The following is a 19,448-nucleotide window of genomic DNA, read 5'->3' as shown; positions in this document are numbered from 1 at the left end:
TCCTTTCGGACACCTGTGACCCGCGAGATAGCCCGTTCGTGTTGCGCGACCGCCGATCGCGAGGCATCCTTTAGTTACTGGCGAGTAGAACTACTCGGTAGACCTCGCCCCACGACCGCGACACGGAACAGGTGGAAGCTGTGAGCCACTACAAGACCAACCTCCGCGACATCGAGTTCAACCTCTTCGAGGTGCTCGGCCGCGACGAGGTGCTCGGCACCGGACCCTTCGGCGAGATCGACGGCGAGACCGCCCGCGAGATCCTCGCGGAGGTCGACCGGCTGGCCCGCGAGGACCTCGCGGCGTCGTACGTCGACAGCGACCGCAACCCGCCGGTCTTCGACCCCGCGACCAACACCGCGCCGCTGCCGGAGTCGTTCAAGAAGAGCTACAAGGCCTGGGAGGACGCCGAGTTCTGGCGCCTGCAGATCAGCGAGGAGCTCGGCGGCACGCCGGCCCCGTCGTCGGTCATCTGGGCCATCGGCGAGATGGTGCTCGGCGCCAACGCCCCGATCTGGATGTACGGCGCCGGCCCCGCGTTCGCGGGCGTCGTCCACCGCAACGGCAACGAGCGCGACAAGCGCATCGCCCAGCACATCGTCGACAACGGCTGGAACACCTCGATGGTGCTCACCGAGCCCGACGCCGGCTCCGACGTCGGCGCCGGCCGCACCAAGGCCACGCCCAACGAGGACGGCTCCTGGAACATCGAGGGCGTCAAGCGCTTCATCACCTCGGCCGAGTCCGACCTCTGCGACAACATCATCCACCTCGTGCTGGCCCGCCCGGTCGGCGTCGAGGGCGCCGGCGGCCCCGGCACCAAGGGCCTCTCGCTCTTCATCGTCCCGAAGGTCCACTTCGACCACGAGACCGGCGAGTTGACCGGCGAGCGCAACGGCGTCTACGTCACCAACGTCGAGCACAAGATGGGCATCAAGGTGTCCAACACCTGCGAGCTCACCTTCGGCGACTCCGCCGTCGGCGGCGGCGAGCCCGCCAAGGGCTGGCTGCTCGGCGAGGTGCACGACGGCATCGCGCAGATGTTCCAGGTCATCGAGAACGCCCGCATGATGGTCGGCACGAAGGCCATCGCGACGCTGTCGACCGGCTACCTCAACGCCCTCGACTTCGCCAAGGAGCGCGTGCAGGGCGCCGACCTGACGCAGGCCGCCGACAAGACCGCGCCCCGCGTCATCATCACCCACCACCCCGACGTACGCCGCTCGCTGATGACGCAGAAGTCGTTCGCCGAGGCGATGCGCGCGCTGGTGCTCTACACCGCCACGTGGCAGGACCAGGTGCTACTCGCCGAGCACGCCGGTGCAGCCGACTCCGACGAGGCCCGCCTCGCCGCCGCGGTCAACGACCTGCTGCTCCCGATCGTCAAGGGCTACGGCTCCGAGCGCTCGTGGGTGCTGCTGGGCACCGAGTCGCTGCAGACCTTCGGCGGCTCCGGCTTCCTGCAGGAGTACCCGATCGAGCAGTACGTCCGCGACGCCAAGATCGACACCCTCTACGAGGGCACGACCGCGATCCAGGGCCAGGACTTCTTCTTCCGCAAGATCGTCAAGGACCAGGGCAAGGCGCTCGGCCACCTGGCCAAGGAGATCGAGGGCTTCATCGCCTCCGAGGCTGGCAACGGTCGCCTCAAGACCGAGCGCGCGCTGCTCGCCACCGCGCTCGAGGACGCCAACGCCATCGTCGGCCACATGATCAACGACCTGATGTCGTCGGCCGACGAGCTGCGCAACATCTACAAGGTCGGCCTCAACACCTCGCGCCTGCTGATGGTGCTCGGTGACGTGGTCTGCGCCTGGCTGCTGCTGCGCCAGGCCGAGGTCGCGCTGGGCAAGCTGGCCGGCGAGGTCTCCGCCAAGGACAAGACGTTCTACGAGGGCAAGGTCGCGGCCGCGCAGTTCTTCGCGCAGAACAACCTGCCGAAGATCAGCTCCGAGCGCGCCATCGCCGAGGGCATCACCCTCGACCTGATGGACCTCGACGAGTCCGCCTTCTAGTCGAGCACTCGCCCTCGCTGGTTGAGGTGCGAGGAGCGCAGCGACGAGCCTCGAAACCCATGGAGACATGTGGTTTCGAGGCTCGCTGCGCTTCGCACCTCAACCACCGGTGGAGTGCGAGTCGATGACAGGTGTCACGGGGAGCTCGTGACAACTCCACCCGGGACGGAGCTGCTCCGGCCGTGAGGCTGGTGCCATGAGCACACCAGCCATCCACGCCACCGGCCTGCGCAAGGAGTTCCGCCAGGCCGACGGCACGCCCGTCGTCGCCGTCGACGACGTCGACCTGACCATCCAGCCCGGCGAGATCGTCGCGTTCCTCGGCCCCAACGGCGCCGGCAAGACGACCACCGTCGACATGCTCCTCGGGCTGACCCGCCCCGACGCCGGCACCCTCGAGGTGTACGGCGTCGAGCCGGGCGCCGCGGTGCGCGCGGGCCGGGTGTCGGCGGTGATGCAGACCGGCGGGCTGCTGAACGACTTCACCGTCGAGGAGACGGTCCGGGCGATCGCCGCCCTGCACGGCCGCCAGGACCGGGTCGACGTCGTGCTCCAGCGGGCGCGGCTCACCGAGCTGGCCGGCCGCCGGGTCGAGGCGTGCTCGGGCGGCGAGCAGCAGCGGCTGAAGTTCGCGCTCGCGCTCGTGCCCGACCCCGACCTGGTGATCCTCGACGAGCCGACGACCGGCATGGACGTCGGCGCCCGTCAGGAGTTCTGGCAGGCGATGCGCGAGGACGCCGCCCACGGCCGCACGATCGTCTTCGCCACCCACTACCTCGCCGAGGCCGACGAGTTCGCCGAGCGGACCGTGCTGATGAACCACGGCCGGATCGTCCACGACGCCGCCACCACCGACGTACGTGCTGCCTATGGCGGCCGCACGCTCACGTTCCGTCCGCCGGCCGGGGTCGTGGGGTCGGACGGCATCGACCCCGCGTGGCTCGCCAGCGTGCAGCAGGCGCTGGCACCGCTCGGCGTCACCGACCTCGAGGTCTCCGCCGCCAGCCTGGAGGCGGCCTTCCTCGCCCTGACCGCGGAGACGCCGGTCGACTCGATCCTCGAAGGAGCCATCCGATGACTGCCCAGCTGGTTCATCCCGACGTCCGCACGGCGCCGAGGCCCGACATGCTCACCTACGCCCGGCTCGACCTGCGCCGCCAGCTGCGCGACAGGTTCGGCATGTTCTTCATCGTCGGCCTGCCCACCTTCATGTTCCTCGTCTTCGGCCTCGGTTCGGACGAGCAGGTCGGCAGCGGCAACGTGGCGATGTACGTCATGATCTCGATGGCCTCCTACGGCGCTGTCACCGCGACCACGGGCGTCGCCGGCAGCGCGGCGACCGAGCAGGTGATGGGCTGGGGCCGCCAGCTCGGGCTGACCCCGATGCGCCCGCTCGCGTTCGTGGCCGCCAAGGCCGGCATCGCGATGGTCGTCGCGCTCATGCCGGTCGCCCTGATCTTCGCGATCGGCGCGGCCACCGGAGCGCGCGGCGACGCCAGCGACTGGGTGCTGGCGGCCGTGCTGGTGTGGCTCGGGTCGGCGCTGTTCGCGATCTACGGCCTGGCCGTGTCGCTGGCCTTCCGCGGTCCCAACGCCACCGGCATCGCCTCGGGCATGATCGTGATCATGGCCTTCCTCGGCAACGTCTTCACGCCGATGAGCGGCCTGCTGCTCGACATCGGCCGGCTCACCCCGCTCTACGGGTACGCCGCGCTGGCCCGCTTCCCGCTCACCGAGGGCCACCTCCCGATGGGCGGCCGCGACCCCCTCTGGCTGCCGGTCGCTAACGTGCTCGCGTGGACGGTCATCTTCTCCCTGCTGGCCCTGTGGGGAGTACGCCGGAGCCGGGCGCGGACGTGACCGGCACCGGCAACGTCTCGGACGCCCTCCCCACCAACCCCTGGGAGAAGTGGGGCTGGGCGTTCGCGTCGATCTGGCTGGTCTTCCTGATCTACCCGACCATCGCGGTCCTCGACGCCGACCAGCCCGTTGCGGTCAAGGTGCTGTGCCTGCTGTGCATCGTCGGCTTCGCAGTGTCCAACGTGCTCGGGTACGCCAGCCACGGCCGCCGTCCCTGGCTCTTCCTCGCACTGATGGTCGCGCTCGCCCTCGCGACGGTCCCCGTGATCGGCATCGAGGCGGTCTCGTACACGCCCTACCTCGCGATGCTCTCGGCGCTCGAGCTGCCGTCGCCCGCCTGGAAGTGGGCCGTGGCGTTCTGGGTGGTCGTGCCGCTCATCTCGCTGTTCGGCGTCGACGGGTTCCCGCCCTACCTCTTCCTCATGTTCTGGCCGATCATGCTCGGCGGCGTGATCCTCCGGATCTTCGGCGAGCGGGAGCAGGTCGCGACCGACGCCAGGAACGAGTACGCCATGGTGGCCGAGCGCGAGCGGGTCGCCCGCGACGTGCACGACGTGCTCGGCCACTCCCTCACCGCTCTGTCGGTGAAGGCCGAGCTCGCGGCCCGCCTGGTTGACGTCGACCCGGAGCGGGCCAAGGCGGAGCTGGAGTCGATCCAGGCCACGGCCCGCCAGGCGCTGGCCGAGGTGCGCGCCACCGTCGGCGGCCTGCGCGCCGGCAACCTCGAGGCCGAGCTCCTCGCGGCTCCGCGGGTGCTGGCCGACGCGGGTGTCCGCACGCAGGTGGTCGGCGAGGTCGCCGACACCGACCCGCGCCACCGGGCGCTGCTCGCGTGGGTGCTGCGGGAGTCGGTCACCAACGTCGTACGTCATGCGCGGGCGCAGTGCGTCACCATCGAGCTCAGCGCCGCAGGGATCGCCGTCACCGACGACGGCGCCGGTCTCAGCGGGCCCGAGGGCAACGGCCTGCGCGGCATGCGCGAGCGGGTCAGCGGCGCCGGCGGCACCCTCAGCGTCACCCCGACCACGCCCGGCACCCGAGTGGAGGTGGGACTTCCGTGATCAAGCTGCTCCTGGCCGACGACCAGGCGCTCGTGCGGGGCGCCCTGGCGGCGCTCCTCGACCTCGAGGCCGACCTCGAGGTGGTCGCGCAGGTCGGCCGCGGCGACGAGGTGGTCGACGCGGCCCGCACCTCGGGCGCGGAGGTGTGCCTGCTCGACATCGAGATGCCGGGCCTCAACGGCATCGACGCCGCTGCCGCCGTACGACGTGAGCTGCCCGGCGTGCGCTCGTTGATCGTGACGACGTTCGGCCGCCCCGGCTACGTCCGCCGGGCGATCGAGGCCGGCGCCTCCGGCTTCGTCGTCAAGGACACCCCGGCCCGCCAGCTCGCCGACGCCGTACGCCGGGTGCACTCCGGGCTGCGGGTGATCGACCCCGACCTCGCCGCCGAGTCGCTGATCGACGGCCCGAGCCCGCTGACCGACCGCGAGCGCGAGCTGCTCACCCACGCCCTCGACGGCTCCCCCGTGGCGACGATCGCCGCCCGGGTGCACCTGTCGGAGGGCACCGTGCGCAACCATCTCTCGGCAGCCATCGGCAAGACCGGCGCGACCACCCGGAGCGAGGCCGCGCGGATCGCCCAGGACCGCGGCTGGCTATGAGCCGGGGACGGCCAGGTAGCGCACGGTCACGGTGAAGGTGCCGATGTCGACGGAGTCGGTGCCGGTGGTCATGAACGACCAGATCACGCCCGGGTCGTAGGACTCGTCGTAGGCGTCGATCCCGCGGCAGCCGCGCGGGCAGTCCACCCAGGGCGTCTCGGCCGCAGTCGAGCCGGTGACGTCCACGTCCGGCAGCGAGAAGTCCTCGCGCCAGACCGACAACGTCCCCTGGTCGGTGTCGCCGTCGGCCGTCGGGCGACCGGCGAAGGCGACCTTGGCGGACCCGACGCCTCGCACGCCAGCGGTCTCGGGCACCGGGAGGTAGTGGAGCGACCAGGCCTCGCTGCGACCGTTGGCGCCGGGTGCGCACTGGGCCGAGCGGTAGCTGAGCCCGCCGGTCAGGAGCGTGCTGGGCACGACCTGACCACAGGGCTGCGGCTCCTCCCCGCACCCGTTGGCCGTGGACAGGAACCCGCAGACCGGGGTGCGGCTCTCCGACGCGGTCACCACACGGGTGGCCTCGCGCCACTCGAGTGCCTCGCGGGAGACCCAGAGCGGGTAGGCGGGCGTGCGGTTGGTGTTGCCGACACTGTCGCGGCCGCGGATGAAGGCGCGGTAGCGGCCGGCGGGCAGCGGCTTCCCGTGCAGCCTGGCGGTCCACACGACGTCGTCGGGGTGCTCCTTGCCGTAGTCGGCGTTGGTGTAGGTGGCGTCGCGCGCATCGGTGACGTCCTGGGACAGCACCGTGCGGCCCCGGGCGTCCTTGATCACCAGGTCGGCCCAGCGCGCCTTCTCCTGCACCAGCGGGCGCAGGCTCACCGCGTCGCGCACGACGGAGGTGCGCGGGTAGACGGGGAGTGCCTTGCCCTCGCGCAGCGACCAGTCGGTGCGCGGCCAGACCCCGCCGCTGAAGACCGTGTCGACCCGGGTGCGCGGCCGGCGGTAGGGCTTCACGGTCGTGCCGTCGGCGGTGGTGAGCGTGACGTTCACGTAGTAGGAGCCGTCCGCGACCTTCGCGCCGCCCTTGCCGCGGCCGTCCCACCGCCACTCGTGGCTGCCGCGCCCCTGTCGGCCGAGCTTCGCGACGGCGACGGTCTCGCCGGGGATCCCCTGCATGACGACGACCTTGACGGTGCCCGTCTCAGGCAGGTCGTAGGTCACCTTCGCCTCGTCCTTGCGGCCGTCACCGTTGGGCGAGAAGGCCCGGGGCACGTGGACCGTCAGGTCACCCGGCGTCGCGTTGGCCGTTGGTGCGACGGCGACGAGGGCGGGGGCGAGCAGCCCCAGCGCGACCACGGCCTGGACGAGACGACGTACCACTGCGAACCCCCGTTGGGACGTGCCGTCGCGGGCGCGAGCGGCGGACGATGCTACGACGCAGGGGTAGGCCGGAAAGTTGCCGGGGTCAGAGGTCGCGGCGCTCCTCGACGTGGGTGGTCTTCGAGCGCTGGTTGTTCATCACCAGGCCGAGGACCAGCGCGAGCACGCCGGCGATGACGAGGATCCAGCCGACCGTGCCCGGGTCGACGACGTCCTGCACCGACGCGGGGAACTCCTTGATCGCGAAGAGGAGGATCAGGCCGATGACGAGAAGCAGGATGCCCAGTCCGATACCCATGAGAACTCCTTCGTGAGGTGGTGCCGGTCGGCTCGGGCCCGACCGTCCTCGGCAGCGTAGGGCCTCCGGACGCGCGAACAGTGCACCCCGCTCCCCCGCAAGGGTGGGGCCTACCCTCTCCTCCATGACCGATGCCGATCGCCTCAGCTCGCTCGTCGCCGTGTGGTGGGAGGCGGTCGACTCCTTCACGCGGCTCCTGGAGCACGTCGGTGACGAGCAGTGGGCGACCCCGACCGACCTGCCCGGCTGGGACGTGCACGCGATCGCCGCGCACACCGCCCACCTCGAGTCGCTGCTCGCCGGACGGCCGCACGACGACGTCGAGGTCGGCGACGCCCCGCACGCCCGCGGGATGATGGGCCAGTTCACCGAGCAGGGCGTGGTCGCCCGTCGCGGCGAGAGCGCCGACGCGCTGATCACCGAGATCCGCGAGTCCACCACCGCGCGGCACACGCAGCTGCTGGCCGACCCGCCGACCGACCCGGCCGCGCCCGCACCCGGGGCCTTCGGCGCCATCGGCTGGACGACCGGGCTGCTGCTGCGCAACCGACCGTTGGACGTCTGGATGCACGAGCAGGACGTCCGGCGTGCGCTCGACATGCCCGGCAACCTCGACTCCGCGCCCGCGGTGCACAGCGCCGGCTACCTGATGGAGAGCCTGCCGTTCGTCGTGGCCAAGCGCGCGCAGGCGCCCGTGGGCAGCGTCGTACGCCTCGAGGTGGACGGGCACGACCCGGTGACCGCCGTCGTCGGCGAGGACGGGCGCGGGCGACCGGCTGGCCCGGAGGACGGCGAGCCGACCGTCACCCTCACCACCGACCGGGAGACCTTCATCGTGCTGGCCGGTGGGCGTCGCCCCGCCGAGCCCGGCGTCGTACGGATGACGGGGGACCTGGAGCTCGGCGAGCGGGTCGTCGCCTCGATGGGCATCACGCCCTGACCCCCGATATCTGAGGACGTCATGGTCGGGATCGGCCGTCGGATCCGTTCACCACGTCCTCAGACATCGGCTCAGCTGCGGTCGGTGACGCGGACCAGGCCGGCCATCGTGCCCATCCACACCGAGCCGCCCGGCCCGACGGTGAGCTCGGAGCCGAAGCTGCTGGCGAGGAGGCCGGTGCCGGCACGGACGCTCCACATGCTGCGGCCGGTCGCGGCGTCGAGCCCGGTGACGTACCAGGCGCTGACGCCGAGCAGCGACGGCCGCTTGGTCCAGGCGTAGACCAGGCCGTTGGGCCAGCTCGCCACGGCGCCGGAGCCGGGCGCGACCTGGTCGCTGGTCCACTGCTCGGCGCAGGACCCGTCGACCAGGTCGACGCGGGCGATGCCGTGGCTGCTGGTGAAGCCGAGGAGGGTGCTGCGGGGCGAGGAGTAGTCGTGGTCGTTGGTCACCACGACGCCGGGACCGACGGGAGCCAGCGCGGCGTCGGCCGCGCCCTCGTCCTTCTCGAAGACCGCCTGGCGGCAGACCTCCTCGCCGGTGCCCCGCTGGAGGAAGACCACGGACAGCTGCCCCTTCACCGTCTCGGTGACCGCGACCGCGCCGCCGTCGACGAGCACCGGGGTCGTGCCGCTGGCGTGGTCGGTCGCGGCCGTCCACACCACCTGCGGCGACCCGTCGTCAGAGACGGACAGCCGGTGCACGGCCTGGTCGGTCGCGAGGATCACGCCGCCGTCGGCGTCGGCGGCGAAGCCGTGCGCGACGCCCTCGTCGAGGTCCAGCACGCGTACGTCGCCGGTGTCGGGCGCGATGGTGCCGACGAGTCCCTTCGCCGACGCCCACCACACGCGGCCGGCCCAGTCGGGTGCGAGGGCGACCAGGCAGTCGGCGTACGGCACGTAGGGCTTGAGGTCCCAGGTCGTCTCGGTGTGCAGCCCGACCTTCTTCCCGGAGGCCGTGCCGACGACCAGCACGCTGCGGTCGGTCGTCGCCACGACCGCCCGGTCCTGGGCGTCGAGGTAGAGCGGGTCGGCCTCGCAGGAGGAGCGGTCGTCGGCGGCGGGCAGGTCCTTGGTCGCGCGCGGTCGCATGGTGTCGGCGTCGACGAGGCGCAGGCTCGGCCCCGACCGGTCGCCGCACAGCGCGACGAGCAGGTCGGTGGAGGTCACCTCGAGCCGGCTGCACCGCTGCAGGCCGAACCACGACGTCTCGACCTCGGGTTGTAGGCCGAGCGGCCCGGGCCGTGCCGCGGGGGCGACAGCGGGCAGCTGCGGGTTCTGCGGCAGCTCGGAGGTGATCGCGCGCGGGGTCGCCGGGCGACCGACGTACGACGGTCCGGCGAAGACTCCGGGCGCCTGCGGGATCGGGAGCCAGCCGTCGGGGACGACCAGGACGACGCCCGCCAGCAGCACGGCCGCTCCCGCGGCACGAAGGGCGATCCGCGGCTCGATGTAGAGCCGGTCCTGCACCCACCAGCGCAGGCGCGGCACGAGCAACGCCGCCGCGGCGAGGACCAGGACGACCGGTCCCCACGCGATCCAGGCAAGCAGAAGCGCCCCCACCACCCAGATCACCGGCTGACTCTAGGTCAGCAGCAGGCGTGGATCCGGGAGGCGCAACGGCTCCGGAGCGACCGCTCAGTCCTGGCGGTGGCGGTGCGGCACGACCGGCGCAGTCAGTGTCAGGTCGGCGAAGGAGCCGTGGCCCTCGCCGTGTCGCAGGAAGACCCGCGACCGGCGGGGGACGGGAATCAGAGGGCGTGTCGCCTCCGGGATCGCGATCACCTCGGGCTCACGCTGCGGGAGCATCGTCCCCGTGAGCCGTTCGAGCTCGGCAAGCCGTCCGGAAATGTCCGCAGTCTCATAGCTGTGGTCGCGCATGTCGGCGAACCCCCTCTGGTCCCCACCACCAGGCGACCCCCCACGGATCGCCTCGGACGAAAGGCTAGGAGCCGATCTGGGCGGTGGGGAATGGGCTGGACGAAGCCTGCGAAAAGTCTTGAGGGACGGTCCAGACCAGGACCGTCCCTCAGTGACGAGTTGACGTGTGCTTGACGCGCAGGGCCCTCAGGCTGCCGGGAATGCCGGCATCTCGTTGGCCACCGTCCCCCTCGGGCGCGGCACGTAGACCACGACCCGACCGGTGTCCTCCTGGAGCGGCCGCCCCACCGAACCGACGCGGATCATCGGTTCGCCCCCGTGGTGGCGGTCCTGCTCGTCATGCGCACGTCCATCTCTCCCCCATTGCTCCCCCGGATGGTGCTTCCCCCCGGAACCTTCCCCCGTCACCGCGCCCGGCACCCCCGAGCCGGGCGCGGTGTCGACATCAAGGATGTCCGGAGGGGAGATCTGATACATCCGCAGGACTACGGATTGTCCGGATCGGCGATTTCCCGGGTGGAGGGGCTCACGCAGCGGCGGCGCGCGCCTCGCTCTCGAGCTTGCGGCCCAGCAGGCGACGGGTACGACGGTCGCCGGTGGCCATCTTGTAGAGGATGCCCAGCTGCTGCGGGGCGTTCTTCGCGTTGGTGGTGGCGAGCCAGCCGTTTGGGAGCGAGAGGCGCACGACCTTGTGCCAGGCCGAGTAGACCTGCTGCGGCATCGGGCGCGCGCAGTAGGTGAGGTCGTACTTCTCGAAGAGCGCCTGCACCTTCGGCGCGATCTCGCCGTAGCGGTTGGACGGCAGGTCGGGGAAGAGGTGGTGCTCGATCTGGTGCGACAGGTTGCCGGTCATCAGGTGGAGGAACTTCGAGCCGGAGATGTTGGCGCTGCCGAGCATCTGGCGGACGTACCACTCGCCCTTGGTCTCGCCCTCGATCGAGCGCTTCTCGAAGGTCTCGACGCCCTCGGGGAAGTGGCCGCAGAGGATGACGGAGTTCGACCAGAGGTTGCGCACGACGTTGGCCGTGAAGTTCGCGGCGAGCGTCGGAAGGAAGGAGCCGGTCGGCAGCGACAGGAGCGGGTGGACGACGTAGTCCTTGGTGGCCTGCTTGCGGATCTTGCCGAGGACGGCCTTGGCGCGACGGCGGAACTCGGGGTCCTTGGTCTGCTTCTTCTTGATGACGGCGCCGAGCTCGAGGTCGTAAGCGGCGATGCCGTACTCGAAGAAGACGGCGTTGATGAAGCAGAAGATCGGCTGGGCCAGCGAGGCCGGGGTCCAGGTCTGGTCCTCGTCGACGCGCATGATGCCGTAGCCGAGGTCGTTGTCCTTGCCGATGACGTTCGTGTACGTGTGGTGCAGCTCGTTGTGGCTGTGCTTCCACTGCTCGGCCGGCGAGGCCATGTCCCACTCCCACGTCGAGGAGTGGATCTTCGGGTCGCGCATCCAGTCCCACTGGCCGTGGAGGATGTTGTGGCCGATCTCCATGTTGTCGAGGATCTTGGAGATGCTCAGGCCGGCGGTGCCGAGGATCCAGGCGGGCGGGAAGGCGCTGAACAGCAGCACCGCGCGCGAGCCGAGCTCGATCTTGCGCTGGGTGTCGATGACCCGGCGGATGTACGCCGCGTCGTTGGCGCCGCGGGTGTCGAGGACCTCCTGGCGGATGGCGTCGAGCTCGATGCCGATCTGCTCGATGTCGGCCTCGGTGAGGTGCGCGATCGGGTTGGTCTGGCCGAGGACGGCCTTCTTCTGGACGGTGGTCATGTCGATCTCCTGGGGGTGTGAGGGAGGTCTGGTCAGTGGTCGATGTGGCAGGGGCCAGCGGCGGCGTTGATGCACGTCTGCACCTTGATGTCGCCGGTCTCGCCGGGCACGGCGGTGGTGATCGCGCCGTTGCGCAGGTCGCGGACGCTGCCCTCGCGCAGCGGGATCACGCAGCCCATGCAGATGCCCATCCGGCAGCCGCTGGGCATCAACATGCCGGCCTCCTCGGCCGCATCGAGGATCGGCGTGGCGCCGTCGAGGTCGAGGGTCGTGCCGGAGGCGAAGGTCACCGTGCCGCCGTCGCCCGGCTCGACGCGCGCGGTGCGGAACTGCTCGGTGGTGAGGGTGAGGCCTGCGGCGTCGTGGTGGTCGGCGAGGGCGTCGAGCAGGCCGGCCGGCCCGCAGGCCAGGGTCTGGCGCTCGGCGAGGTCGGGGACCAGGGCGGCGAGGTCGTCGACGTCGAGGACGCCGTGCTCGTCGTCGTACCTCGCGACGAGGCGGATCGCGCCCGCTGCGTCGAGCGCCTCGAGGTCGCGGATGAAGATCGAGTCGGGGCGGCTCGGAGCCACGTGGACCACGACGATGTCGTGCACCTCGCTGCGGGGCAGACGGAGCACGCCCTCGTCGGTGCTGGGGTAGAGGTTGCGCAGCATGCCGATCACCGGGGTGATGCCGGAGCCGGCCGTGACCATGAGGAACTTGCCACCCGCGGGCGGGAGGACGAACTCGCCGGCCGCCTGCTCGAGGTGGACCAGCGTGCCCGGGCGGGCCTCGTGGACGAGGTGGTTGCTGACCAGGCCGTCCGGCACCGCCTTGACGGTGATGGAGATGCGGCCGTCGCGGCGCGGGCCGTGGGTCAGGGAGTACGCGCGCCACTGGCGCACTCCGTCGACGTCGATGCCGATGCGGAGGTACTGGCCCGGCACGTGGCCGGCCCAGTCCGCGCCGGGGCGGATCACGATGGTGGCGGCGTCGGCGGTCTCGGGGTGGACCGACTCGATGCGACCGCGCAGGTCGGCGCCGGAGCGCAGGGGCGCGAAGAGGTCCATGAAGTCGGCCGGGAGGTACGGCGTGGTGGCGGCCTCGGCGACGCGGACCAGCTGGTCGCGGACGCGGGCGCCGCGCACCGGCGGCTCGAGAGTCGTGCTCATGACACCAAATGTCCCGGACCGGGCGCCCGCTTGCCTGCTCTGGGCACGTGAATCCGCGGTAGACTCTTGTTCGCTGCGAACAAAAGCCACGTCAGGAGCCCCCGATGTCCACCCCACCTGTGCGTCCGACCATACAAATGCAGACCGTGGTCGGCCTCGACCCCCAGGTGGCCGAGGCGTTGCGCACCCGGCTCGCCGAGGTCGCGGACCGGGTCGTGCTGACCATCATCGACGAGGTGCCCAGCTATGCCGGCGCGTTCAGCGGGCGGATGGGCGAGGTGATCCGCAACGCGGTGCAGCTCGCGCTCGGCGGCTTCCTGACGCTCGCCACCCGGCAGGACGGCAACGCGCCGCCGAAGGCGCCGGCCATGGAGGGCGCCTACCAGCTCGGGCGGGGCGAGGCCCGCAGCGGCCGGACCGTCGAGGCGCTGCTCGCCGCCTACCGGGTCGGCGCGCGCACCTCGTGGCGCGACATGGCCGACGCCGCAGTCCAGGCGGGGATCGGCGCCGAACAGCTCTCTCGCTTCGCCGAGCTCGTCTTCGCCTACATCGACGAGCTGTCCGCGGCCTCCGTCGCCGGGCACACCGACGAGCTGGAGAGCAGCGGCCGCGTGCGGCAGCGCAACCTCGAGCGACTGGCGCGGGCCCTGCTCACCGGCGCCCCGGCCGACGCGATCAACGCCGCAGCCGAGCGCGCCGACTGGGAGCCCCCGGGCGCGCTGACCGCCGTGGTGCTGCCGGAGTCGCAGGTCTCCCACGCCCTGACCGCGCTCGACCCGCGGACCCTCCAGCCGACCGACGACGTGCCCGGGCTGCCCGAGGGCCATGCCTCGCTGCTCGTGCCGAGCACGGGGTCGGCCACTGCGCGTCGTACGTTGCTGCGGGCGCTGCGGGGCACCGACGCGGTGGTCGGGCCGAGCACCGCGTGGCTCGAGGCGTCGGCGTCGTACCGCCGCGCGCTGCGGTGCACCGCGCTGGAGATCGCGGGCCTCGTCGACACCGACGAGCACCTCGCTGCCCTGCTGCTGGCCGCCGACGCCGACGCCCGCGCCGACCTGCGCGCCCGGGTGCTCGCGCCGCTCGCCGACCTGCGTCCCTCGACCGCCGAGAAGCTCACCGACACGCTCCGCAGCTGGCTGCTCCACCACGGCCGCCGCGACGCGGTCGCCGAGGAGCTCTTCGTCCACGCCCAGACCGTCCGCTACCGCGTCCAGCAGCTGCGCGAGGTCTACGGCGACCGGCTCGAGGACCCCGCCTTCGTGCTCGACGCGACGCTCGCGCTCGCCTGAGCCGCGGTTGGGCGGTGGTCCACCTACATTCGGCGGCTCGGAAAGGTAGGTCCATCACCGCCCATCGGCGTGGCGCGCCGCGACACGGCCGTCGGCGGTGGTCCACCTCCCTTCGGCGGCCCGGAAATGTAGGTGGACCACCGGTCGCAGAAGGTCGGATGGCGGGCGCTCACCCGCGGGCAGCCGGGTTGGCCAGCGTGCCGGCGAAGATCAGCGACTCGGCCTGGTCGGCGAGGTCGACCATCTGGAGCGTGTTGCGCAGCTGGAGCCGGTTGAGGCAGCTGTGGGCGAACTCCTCGCGCAGCAGGTCGTACGCCTCCGCCTCGGCAGCGAGCTCCGGGTGGTCGGCGAGGTGGCCGGCGACGCAGTCGTGCACGAGCGCCCAGAAGTGGTGGTCGCACAGCAGCCCGGCCTCGGACAGGATCGCGCCGAGGTGGCGCAGGAACCCGTCGAAGACGTCGGTGTGGATCGCGAGCGCCGCCATGTCGGGCGAGACGACCGCGCGGATCCGCTCGACCTCCTCGGGCAGCGGGCGGTCGGTCAGCACGGCGACCTCCTCGCCGATGTCCTTCATGACCATCCGTACCGGCACGTGGTCGCGCAGCACCATCACGAGGTTCTCCCCGTGCGGCATGAACGCCAGGTCGTGGGCGAGGAGGCAGTGCACGACCGGGCGCAGGTAGGCGCGGAGGTACGTCGCCACCCACGTGGTCGCGTCGACGCCGGAGGCAGCGACCAGCTCGGCAACCAGCGGCACCCCGGCCGCGTCGCGGTGCAGCAGCGAGGCCATGGTCGCCAGCCGCTCCCCCTCGGCGAGCTGCGGGACCGGGCTCTCGCGCCAGAGCGCGGCGACCATCTTGCGGTAGGGCGAGGTGACCCGGAGGCGGTGGTAGGCGTCGCCCGTCCAGCCGATCGCGGCATGCTCGCGCAGCACCGTGAAGCCCAGTGCGGAGAGCTCCTCGTCCCCGGTAACGAGCTCGTGCACCCAGTCGTTGATCGCGGGGGTGCCGGCCATGTAGGCGGGCGAGAGGCCGCGCAGGAAGCCCATGTTCTGGATCGCGAGCGCGACCTTCACGTAGGACCGCTCGGGGTGGTCGACCGGGAAGAAGGTGCGGATCGACTGCTGCGCGCGGTGGGCAGCGTCGACCTCCCCGAGCGGCACGAGCGCCTGCCGGGCGACGTCGGGCGCGAAGGTGATCGCGAGCCGGTTGGTCCACTGCCAGGGGTGGACGGGGAGGTAGAGGTAGTCGGCCGGGTCGAGGCCGAGGTCGCGCAGCCGCTTCTCGAGGTCGACCAGCACCTCCTCGCCCAGCTCGTCGCGGTAGTGCTGCTCCTCGGAGCGACCGGCCGACAGCGACAGCTGCGCCTCGTCACGCCGTACGCCGACCCACCACAGGCGCACGTCCGCCCCGGTCTCCGGCGCGAAGGCGGCGTGGTCGTCGACCCCGAAGCCGATGCGGCCGTTGCAGGCCACGAAACCGGGGTGTCCTTCCGTCATCGCCGCCTCGATCTCCTGGTAGCCGGCGTGCACGAGGTCGGCCGAGGAGAGCGCGTGGTGGGTGAGCTTCCAGGCGCCGGAGGCGAGGGTCGCCGCGATCTCCTCGAGGTAGACCGGCAGCAGGTGGTCGGGGATGCCGAGCACGTCATTGCAGTCGACGACGAAGTCCTGGGCGTCGACGCCTCGCTGCGCGCCGTCGACGGTGCGCTCGATCGAGCCCGGGTCCACGACCCAGTGCTCCAGCGGGTGCCGGCGCGCGGTGAACGTCCAGGTCGAGTCACCGAGATCGAGCCGCCAGCCGTCGCCGTCCGGCACCGGTGCGAGCAGCCGCTCGTGGCTGAACTCGGCAATCGCCTTGGCGACGAGGTGGCGATGGGCGCGCGCCATGGTCTCCGGGGTCAGGTGGGTGGTGAGGTCGATCATCAGGCTGCTCCTCCGAGGGCGGATGCGGTGAAGTCGGCGCGGCTGCAGAAGCTCAGCGCCGCGGTCTTGTCGGGCAGCTCGACCGGGCGGGCGACGACGAAGCCGACGGCCGCGTTGAGGGCGGCGATCTTCTGGTTGCGGATGTCGGGCTCGACGACCACGCGCTGCACGGCTGGGTCGGCGAAGCACTCCTCCATCACCCGGCGCATCACCGCGGCGGTGAAGCCATGGACCGGGCGGTCGGTCGGGGCGACGAGCACGTGCATGCCGACGTCGCCGGGCTGCAGCTCGGGGAGCCCGGCCAGCGGCGAGTGGGCGGGGTCGTAGCGCTCCATCAGAAACGCCGGCTCGCCGTCGGCGCGGCCGAGCAGCGCGTGGTGGTGCGGGTCGTCGGCGATCCGGGCGTACTCGTCGTGCACCTGCTCGAGGGTCGCGCCCTGCATGCCCCAGAAGACCGAGCGCGGGTGTGTCACCCAGGCGTGCAGCAGGGCGAGGTCGCGAGTGTGGTCGAGGGGTTCGATCGTCAGCCTCACGACGCCTCCACGGGGAAGCGGTAGCGGTCGGGGATGCCCCACTCCTGGAAGGCGATCCGCTTCTCCACGGCGTACGGCTCGCGGCCGAGGACCTGCGCGAGGATCACCGAGCTGCGCATCGCGCCCATACCGAGGTCGGGCGCGACGAAGCCGTGGGTGTGCTCCTCGGCGTTCTGCACGAAGACCTCGGCGTCGGCGTGGTCGACGGCGAAGGTCGGGCCGGCGAGGAAGCGGCCGCGCTCGTCCCAGCGGATCCGGTCGCGGACCGGCTCGAGGAAGTCGGGCACCCGCGGGGCGTAGCCCGTGGCGAGCACCAGGGACTCGGTCGTGAGCCGGCCGGTCGTCCCCTGCTCGGTGTGCCGCAGGTCGAGGGCGAAGCGCTCGCCGTCCCAGTGCGCGGCGCTCACCTCGGTCGCGGTGAGCAACGTGGTGTCGACGCCGCCGGTGGCCTCGCGGCGGTAGAGCTCGTCGAAGATCGCGTTGATCGTCTCGGAGCTGATTCCCTTGGACAGCGCGGCCTGGCCGGCCTGCACCTCCGAGCGGCGCGGCGCCGGCAGCGCCTGGAAGTACGACGACCACTCGGGCGAGGTCATCTCGAGCGTGAGCTTGGTGTACTCCATCGGGAAGAACCGCGGCGACCGGGTGATCCAGATGAGCTCGAAGCCGTGGTGCTCCTGCTCGGCCAGGAGGTCGGCGTAGACCTCCGCAGCGCTCTGGCCGCTGCCGACGACGGTGACCGAGCCGCTGGCCAGCAGCGACTCCTTGCGGGCGAGGTAGTCGGCGGAGTGCAGCGCCGGACCCTCGACGCCGAACGGCAGCCTCGGCTCGGTGCCGGTGCCGAGCGCGAGGTGCCGGGCCCGCCAGCTGCTGCCGGTCGCGGACCGGACCACGTAGGCCTCGCCGTCGTGCTCGACGGCGATCACGCGCTCGCCCCAGCGGACCGAGTCGAGGCGGTCGGCCGCCCACCGGCAGTAGTCGTCGTACTCGCGGCGGAGGGGGTAGAAGCTCTCGCGGATGTAGAAGGGGTAGAGCCGGCCGATGTCCTTGAGGAACGCCAGGTAGGAGAAGCGCGACGTCGGGTCGGCCAGCGTGACCAGGTCCGCCATGAACGGCACCTGGAGCGTCGCGTCGGGCAGCATCATCCCGGGGTGCCAGGAGAAGCCGTCGGCGGCGTCGAGGAAGACCGCGTCGAGGTCGTCGATCGGGTCGGCGAGGCAGGCCAGGCCCAGGTTGAAGGGGCCGAGCCCGATGCCGAGCAGGTCGTGGGTCGTGGTCATCGCGCCACCGCCAGCCGCTGGCGGGGCGCCCGCGGGGCTGCGGACTCCCCGGCGATCCGCCGCCCCGCCCCACGCACCATCTCCACGACCCCGAGCACGTCGTCGACGGTCGCGATCGGGTTGAGGAGCGTGAGCTTGAGGTAGCTGCGGCCGTCGACCTTGGTGGCGGCGACCAGCGCCCGGCCGTCGTCGAAGAGCTCCGCACGGATCGCCGCGTTGAGGGCGGCGAGGGCCGCCTCGTCGGCCACGCCGGGCGGGCAGGAGCGGAACACGATCGTGCTGAGCTGCGGGGCCGCGGCGACGTCGATGTCGGGCATCGCGGTGAGCTCGGCGGCGACCGCGTCGGCCAGGTCGATGACGGTGTCGAGGTGCTCGCCGATCGCGTCGGCGCCCATCACCCGCAGGGACATCCAGAGCTTGAGCGCCTCGAACCGGCGGGTCGTCTGGAGGCTCTTGTCGACCTGGTTGGGGTGCGCGGAGTCCTTGGGGTTGAGGTAGTCGGCGTGCCACGTGACGTGCCCCAGGGTCGCGCCGTCGCGCACGAGCAGCGCGCTGCACGAGACCGGCTGGAACCAGGTCTTGTGGTAGTCGACGGCCACCGAGTCGGAGAGCTCGATGCCCTCGAGCCAGTCGCGCCGACGCGGCGAGACCAGCAGGCCGCCGCCGTAGGCGGCGTCGACGTGGAACCACGCGCCGTAGGCCCGGGCGAGGGCTGCGACCTCCGGGAGCGGGTCGATCGCACCGAAGTCGGTGGTGCCGGCCGTGGCCACCACCGCCATCGGTACGTCGCCGCGCTCCACGCTGTCGGACAGGGCGGTCGACAGCGCCGCGGGGTCCATCCGCCGCGAGAGGTCCACCGGCACCGGTACGACGGCGGCGTCGCCGAGGCCCAGCATCCGGGCGGCCTTCTGCACCGAGAAGTGGCCGTCGGCGCTGGCGAAGATGCGCAGCCGCTCGGCGGGCGCGGCCTGCTGGCCGAGGGCCAGGAGCAGCGCCTGGAGGTTGGACTGGGTGCCGCCCGTGGTGAAGATGCCGTCGGCCTGGTCGTCGTACCCGATGCGGGCGGCGGTCCAGTCGACGAGGTGCCGCTCGATGAAGGTGGCGCCGGCGCTCTGGTCGAAGGTGTCGAGGCTGGAGTTCACGCCGCTGATGAAGACCTCGGCGGCCAGCGCAGGAATGACCACGGGGCAGTTGAGGTGGGCCGCGGCGGTCGGCTCGTGGAACCAGATCGCGTCGTCGAGCCACAGCCGCGAGAGCTCCGCGAGGGCGTCGGGCCCGGCGCCGAGCGGCCGGTCGAGGTCGACGGCCGCGACCCGCTCGGCGGCCTCGCGCGGGGTGATCCCGGTGAGCGGCCGGCCGGCGGTGCCGCCGAGGTGGTCGACGAGGTGGTCGACGGCCGAGCCGACGGCCTGCCGGTAGCGGTCGGCGTTGGCCGGGTGGAAGAGGTGCTGCCAGGGTGCGCCCACGTGCGTAGCTCCCGAGACGGAGGGATTAGGTAAGGCTTACCTTACTCACATCGTCCGGGTTGGCTAGGTGGCC

17 protein-coding genes are annotated in these 19,448 nt (G+C 71.8%); 7 read left to right on the top strand and 10 right to left on the bottom strand.

Annotated elements, in window-relative coordinates; genetic code table 11:
• Nucleotides 1-140 precede the first annotated feature (140 nt).
• The 5 genes from J2X46_RS11670 (at nt 141) to J2X46_RS11650 (ending at nt 5,538) form a co-directional block, all read left to right on the top strand.
• Nucleotides 141-2,015 (top strand): acyl-CoA dehydrogenase, encoded by a 1,875-nt coding sequence (locus J2X46_RS11670; RefSeq protein WP_310250422.1) that lies wholly within the window; start codon nt 141-143, stop codon nt 2,013-2,015.
• A 196-nt stretch (nt 2,016-2,211) separates the two neighbouring features.
• On the top strand, nt 2,212-3,093 hold the full coding sequence (locus J2X46_RS11665; protein ID WP_310250418.1) for an ABC transporter ATP-binding protein: 882 nt from the start codon (nt 2,212-2,214) through the stop codon (nt 3,091-3,093).
• Nucleotides 3,090-3,875 carry an ABC transporter permease gene (locus tag J2X46_RS11660; RefSeq protein ID WP_310250415.1) on the top strand — a complete coding sequence of 262 codons (786 nt, stop codon included), beginning with the start codon at nt 3,090-3,092 and terminating at the stop codon, nt 3,873-3,875. The genes J2X46_RS11665 and J2X46_RS11660 overlap by 4 nt, the downstream gene beginning before the upstream one ends.
• Nucleotides 3,872-4,936, top strand: coding sequence for a sensor histidine kinase (locus tag J2X46_RS11655; protein WP_310250414.1), 1,065 nt, complete (start codon nt 3,872-3,874; stop codon nt 4,934-4,936). The genes J2X46_RS11660 and J2X46_RS11655 overlap by 4 nt, the downstream gene beginning before the upstream one ends.
• Nucleotides 4,933-5,538 (top strand): response regulator transcription factor, encoded by a 606-nt coding sequence (locus J2X46_RS11650; RefSeq protein WP_310250412.1) that lies wholly within the window; start codon nt 4,933-4,935, stop codon nt 5,536-5,538. The genes J2X46_RS11655 and J2X46_RS11650 overlap by 4 nt, the downstream gene beginning before the upstream one ends.
• On the opposite strand, the gene J2X46_RS11645 is transcribed toward J2X46_RS11650, so the two are convergent.
• Together J2X46_RS11645 and J2X46_RS11640 are read right to left on the bottom strand one after the other, a co-directional pair.
• Nucleotides 5,533-6,858: a FlgD immunoglobulin-like domain containing protein gene (locus tag J2X46_RS11645; RefSeq protein WP_310250411.1), complete on the bottom strand. Its 1,326-nt coding sequence runs from the start codon at nt 6,856-6,858 to the stop codon at nt 5,533-5,535. The genes J2X46_RS11650 and J2X46_RS11645 overlap by 6 nt on opposite strands.
• Nucleotides 6,859-6,943: 85 nt before the next feature.
• Complete coding sequence (locus J2X46_RS11640; RefSeq protein WP_310250410.1) at nt 6,944-7,156, bottom strand: DUF6458 family protein; 213 nt, start codon at nt 7,154-7,156, stop codon at nt 6,944-6,946.
• Nucleotides 7,157-7,280: 124 nt separating this feature from the next.
• Here J2X46_RS11640 and J2X46_RS11635 point away from each other — a divergent pair, with 124 nt between their 5' ends.
• A complete protein-coding gene (locus J2X46_RS11635; RefSeq protein WP_310250409.1) occupies nt 7,281-8,096 on the top strand; it encodes a maleylpyruvate isomerase family mycothiol-dependent enzyme in 816 nt (271 codons plus the stop codon).
• 71 nt (nt 8,097-8,167) lie between these two features.
• Here the strand turns inward: J2X46_RS11635 and J2X46_RS11630 are convergent, their stop codons facing one another.
• The 4 genes from J2X46_RS11630 to J2X46_RS11615 all read right to left on the bottom strand — a co-directional run bounded on the left by J2X46_RS11630 (nt 8,168) and on the right by J2X46_RS11615 (nt 12,889).
• Nucleotides 8,168-9,670 carry a hypothetical protein gene (locus tag J2X46_RS11630; protein WP_310250407.1) on the bottom strand — a complete coding sequence of 501 codons (1,503 nt, stop codon included), beginning with the start codon at nt 9,668-9,670 and terminating at the stop codon, nt 8,168-8,170.
• Nucleotides 9,671-9,733: 63 nt separating this feature from the next.
• Nucleotides 9,734-9,976, bottom strand: a complete 243-nt coding sequence (locus J2X46_RS11625) for a hypothetical protein (protein WP_310250404.1) — start codon at nt 9,974-9,976, stop codon at nt 9,734-9,736.
• Between the two features lie 526 nt (nt 9,977-10,502).
• The gene (locus J2X46_RS11620) at nt 10,503-11,738 is read right to left on the bottom strand and encodes an acyl-CoA desaturase (RefSeq protein ID WP_310250401.1); all 1,236 of its coding nucleotides are present in this window, start codon (nt 11,736-11,738) and stop codon (nt 10,503-10,505) included.
• Nucleotides 11,739-11,770: 32 nt separating this feature from the next.
• Nucleotides 11,771-12,889, bottom strand: coding sequence for a ferredoxin reductase (locus J2X46_RS11615; RefSeq protein WP_310250398.1), 1,119 nt, complete (start codon nt 12,887-12,889; stop codon nt 11,771-11,773).
• A 104-nt stretch (nt 12,890-12,993) separates the two neighbouring features.
• On the opposite strand from J2X46_RS11615, the gene J2X46_RS11610 reads away from it, so the two are divergent.
• Nucleotides 12,994-14,178: a helix-turn-helix domain-containing protein gene (locus J2X46_RS11610; RefSeq protein ID WP_310250395.1), complete on the top strand. Its 1,185-nt coding sequence runs from the start codon at nt 12,994-12,996 to the stop codon at nt 14,176-14,178.
• Nucleotides 14,179-14,347: 169 nt separating this feature from the next.
• Here J2X46_RS11610 and J2X46_RS11605 read toward each other — a convergent pair whose 3' ends face one another.
• The 4 genes from J2X46_RS11605 to J2X46_RS11590 are packed head-to-tail and all read right to left on the bottom strand — an operon-like array spanning nt 14,348 to nt 19,375.
• Nucleotides 14,348-16,099 (bottom strand): IucA/IucC family protein, encoded by a 1,752-nt coding sequence (locus J2X46_RS11605; RefSeq protein ID WP_310250392.1) that lies wholly within the window; start codon nt 16,097-16,099, stop codon nt 14,348-14,350.
• Nucleotides 16,099-16,632, bottom strand: coding sequence for a GNAT family N-acetyltransferase (locus J2X46_RS11600; protein ID WP_310250389.1), 534 nt, complete (start codon nt 16,630-16,632; stop codon nt 16,099-16,101). Before J2X46_RS11600 ends, J2X46_RS11605 begins: the two co-directional genes overlap by 1 nt.
• Entirely contained in the window at nt 16,629-17,909 is a 1,281-nt protein-coding gene (locus J2X46_RS11595) for a SidA/IucD/PvdA family monooxygenase (protein WP_310250385.1), read from the bottom strand. The genes J2X46_RS11600 and J2X46_RS11595 overlap by 4 nt, the downstream gene beginning before the upstream one ends.
• Nucleotides 17,906-19,375, bottom strand: a complete 1,470-nt coding sequence (locus J2X46_RS11590) for an aminotransferase class V-fold PLP-dependent enzyme (RefSeq protein WP_310250383.1) — start codon at nt 19,373-19,375, stop codon at nt 17,906-17,908. Before J2X46_RS11590 ends, J2X46_RS11595 begins: the two co-directional genes overlap by 4 nt.
• Between the last annotated feature and the right edge of the window lie 73 nt (nt 19,376-19,448).

It is taken from the genome of Nocardioides sp. BE266, from assembly GCF_031457855.1.
Classification (GTDB): Bacteria; Actinomycetota; Actinomycetes; order Propionibacteriales; family Nocardioidaceae; genus Nocardioides.
Note: the sequence above shows the minus strand (reverse complement) of the source record. Positions and strands in the feature narration are given on the sequence as shown.

Bases quoted from the DNA above. Each gene is read 5' to 3' on its own strand.
- J2X46_RS11665 (WP_310250418.1), top strand. From the start codon at position 2,212: ATGAGCACACCAGCCATCCACGCCACCGGCCTGCGCAAGGAGTTCCGC.
- J2X46_RS11660 (WP_310250415.1), top strand. From the start codon at position 3,090: ATGACTGCCCAGCTGGTTCATCCCGACGTCCGCACGGCGCCGAGGCCC.
- J2X46_RS11640 (WP_310250410.1), bottom strand. From the start codon at position 7,156: ATGGGTATCGGACTGGGCATCCTGCTTCTCGTCATCGGCCTGATCCTC.
- J2X46_RS11635 (WP_310250409.1), top strand. From the start codon at position 7,281: ATGACCGATGCCGATCGCCTCAGCTCGCTCGTCGCCGTGTGGTGGGAG.
- J2X46_RS11625 (WP_310250404.1), bottom strand. From the start codon at position 9,976: ATGCGCGACCACAGCTATGAGACTGCGGACATTTCCGGACGGCTTGCC.
- J2X46_RS11620 (WP_310250401.1), bottom strand. From the start codon at position 11,738: ATGACCACCGTCCAGAAGAAGGCCGTCCTCGGCCAGACCAACCCGATC.
- J2X46_RS11615 (WP_310250398.1), bottom strand. From the start codon at position 12,889: ATGAGCACGACTCTCGAGCCGCCGGTGCGCGGCGCCCGCGTCCGCGAC.
- J2X46_RS11610 (WP_310250395.1), top strand. From the start codon at position 12,994: ATGTCCACCCCACCTGTGCGTCCGACCATACAAATGCAGACCGTGGTC.
- J2X46_RS11605 (WP_310250392.1), bottom strand. From the start codon at position 16,099: ATGATCGACCTCACCACCCACCTGACCCCGGAGACCATGGCGCGCGCC.
- J2X46_RS11595 (WP_310250385.1), bottom strand. From the start codon at position 17,909: ATGACCACGACCCACGACCTGCTCGGCATCGGGCTCGGCCCCTTCAAC.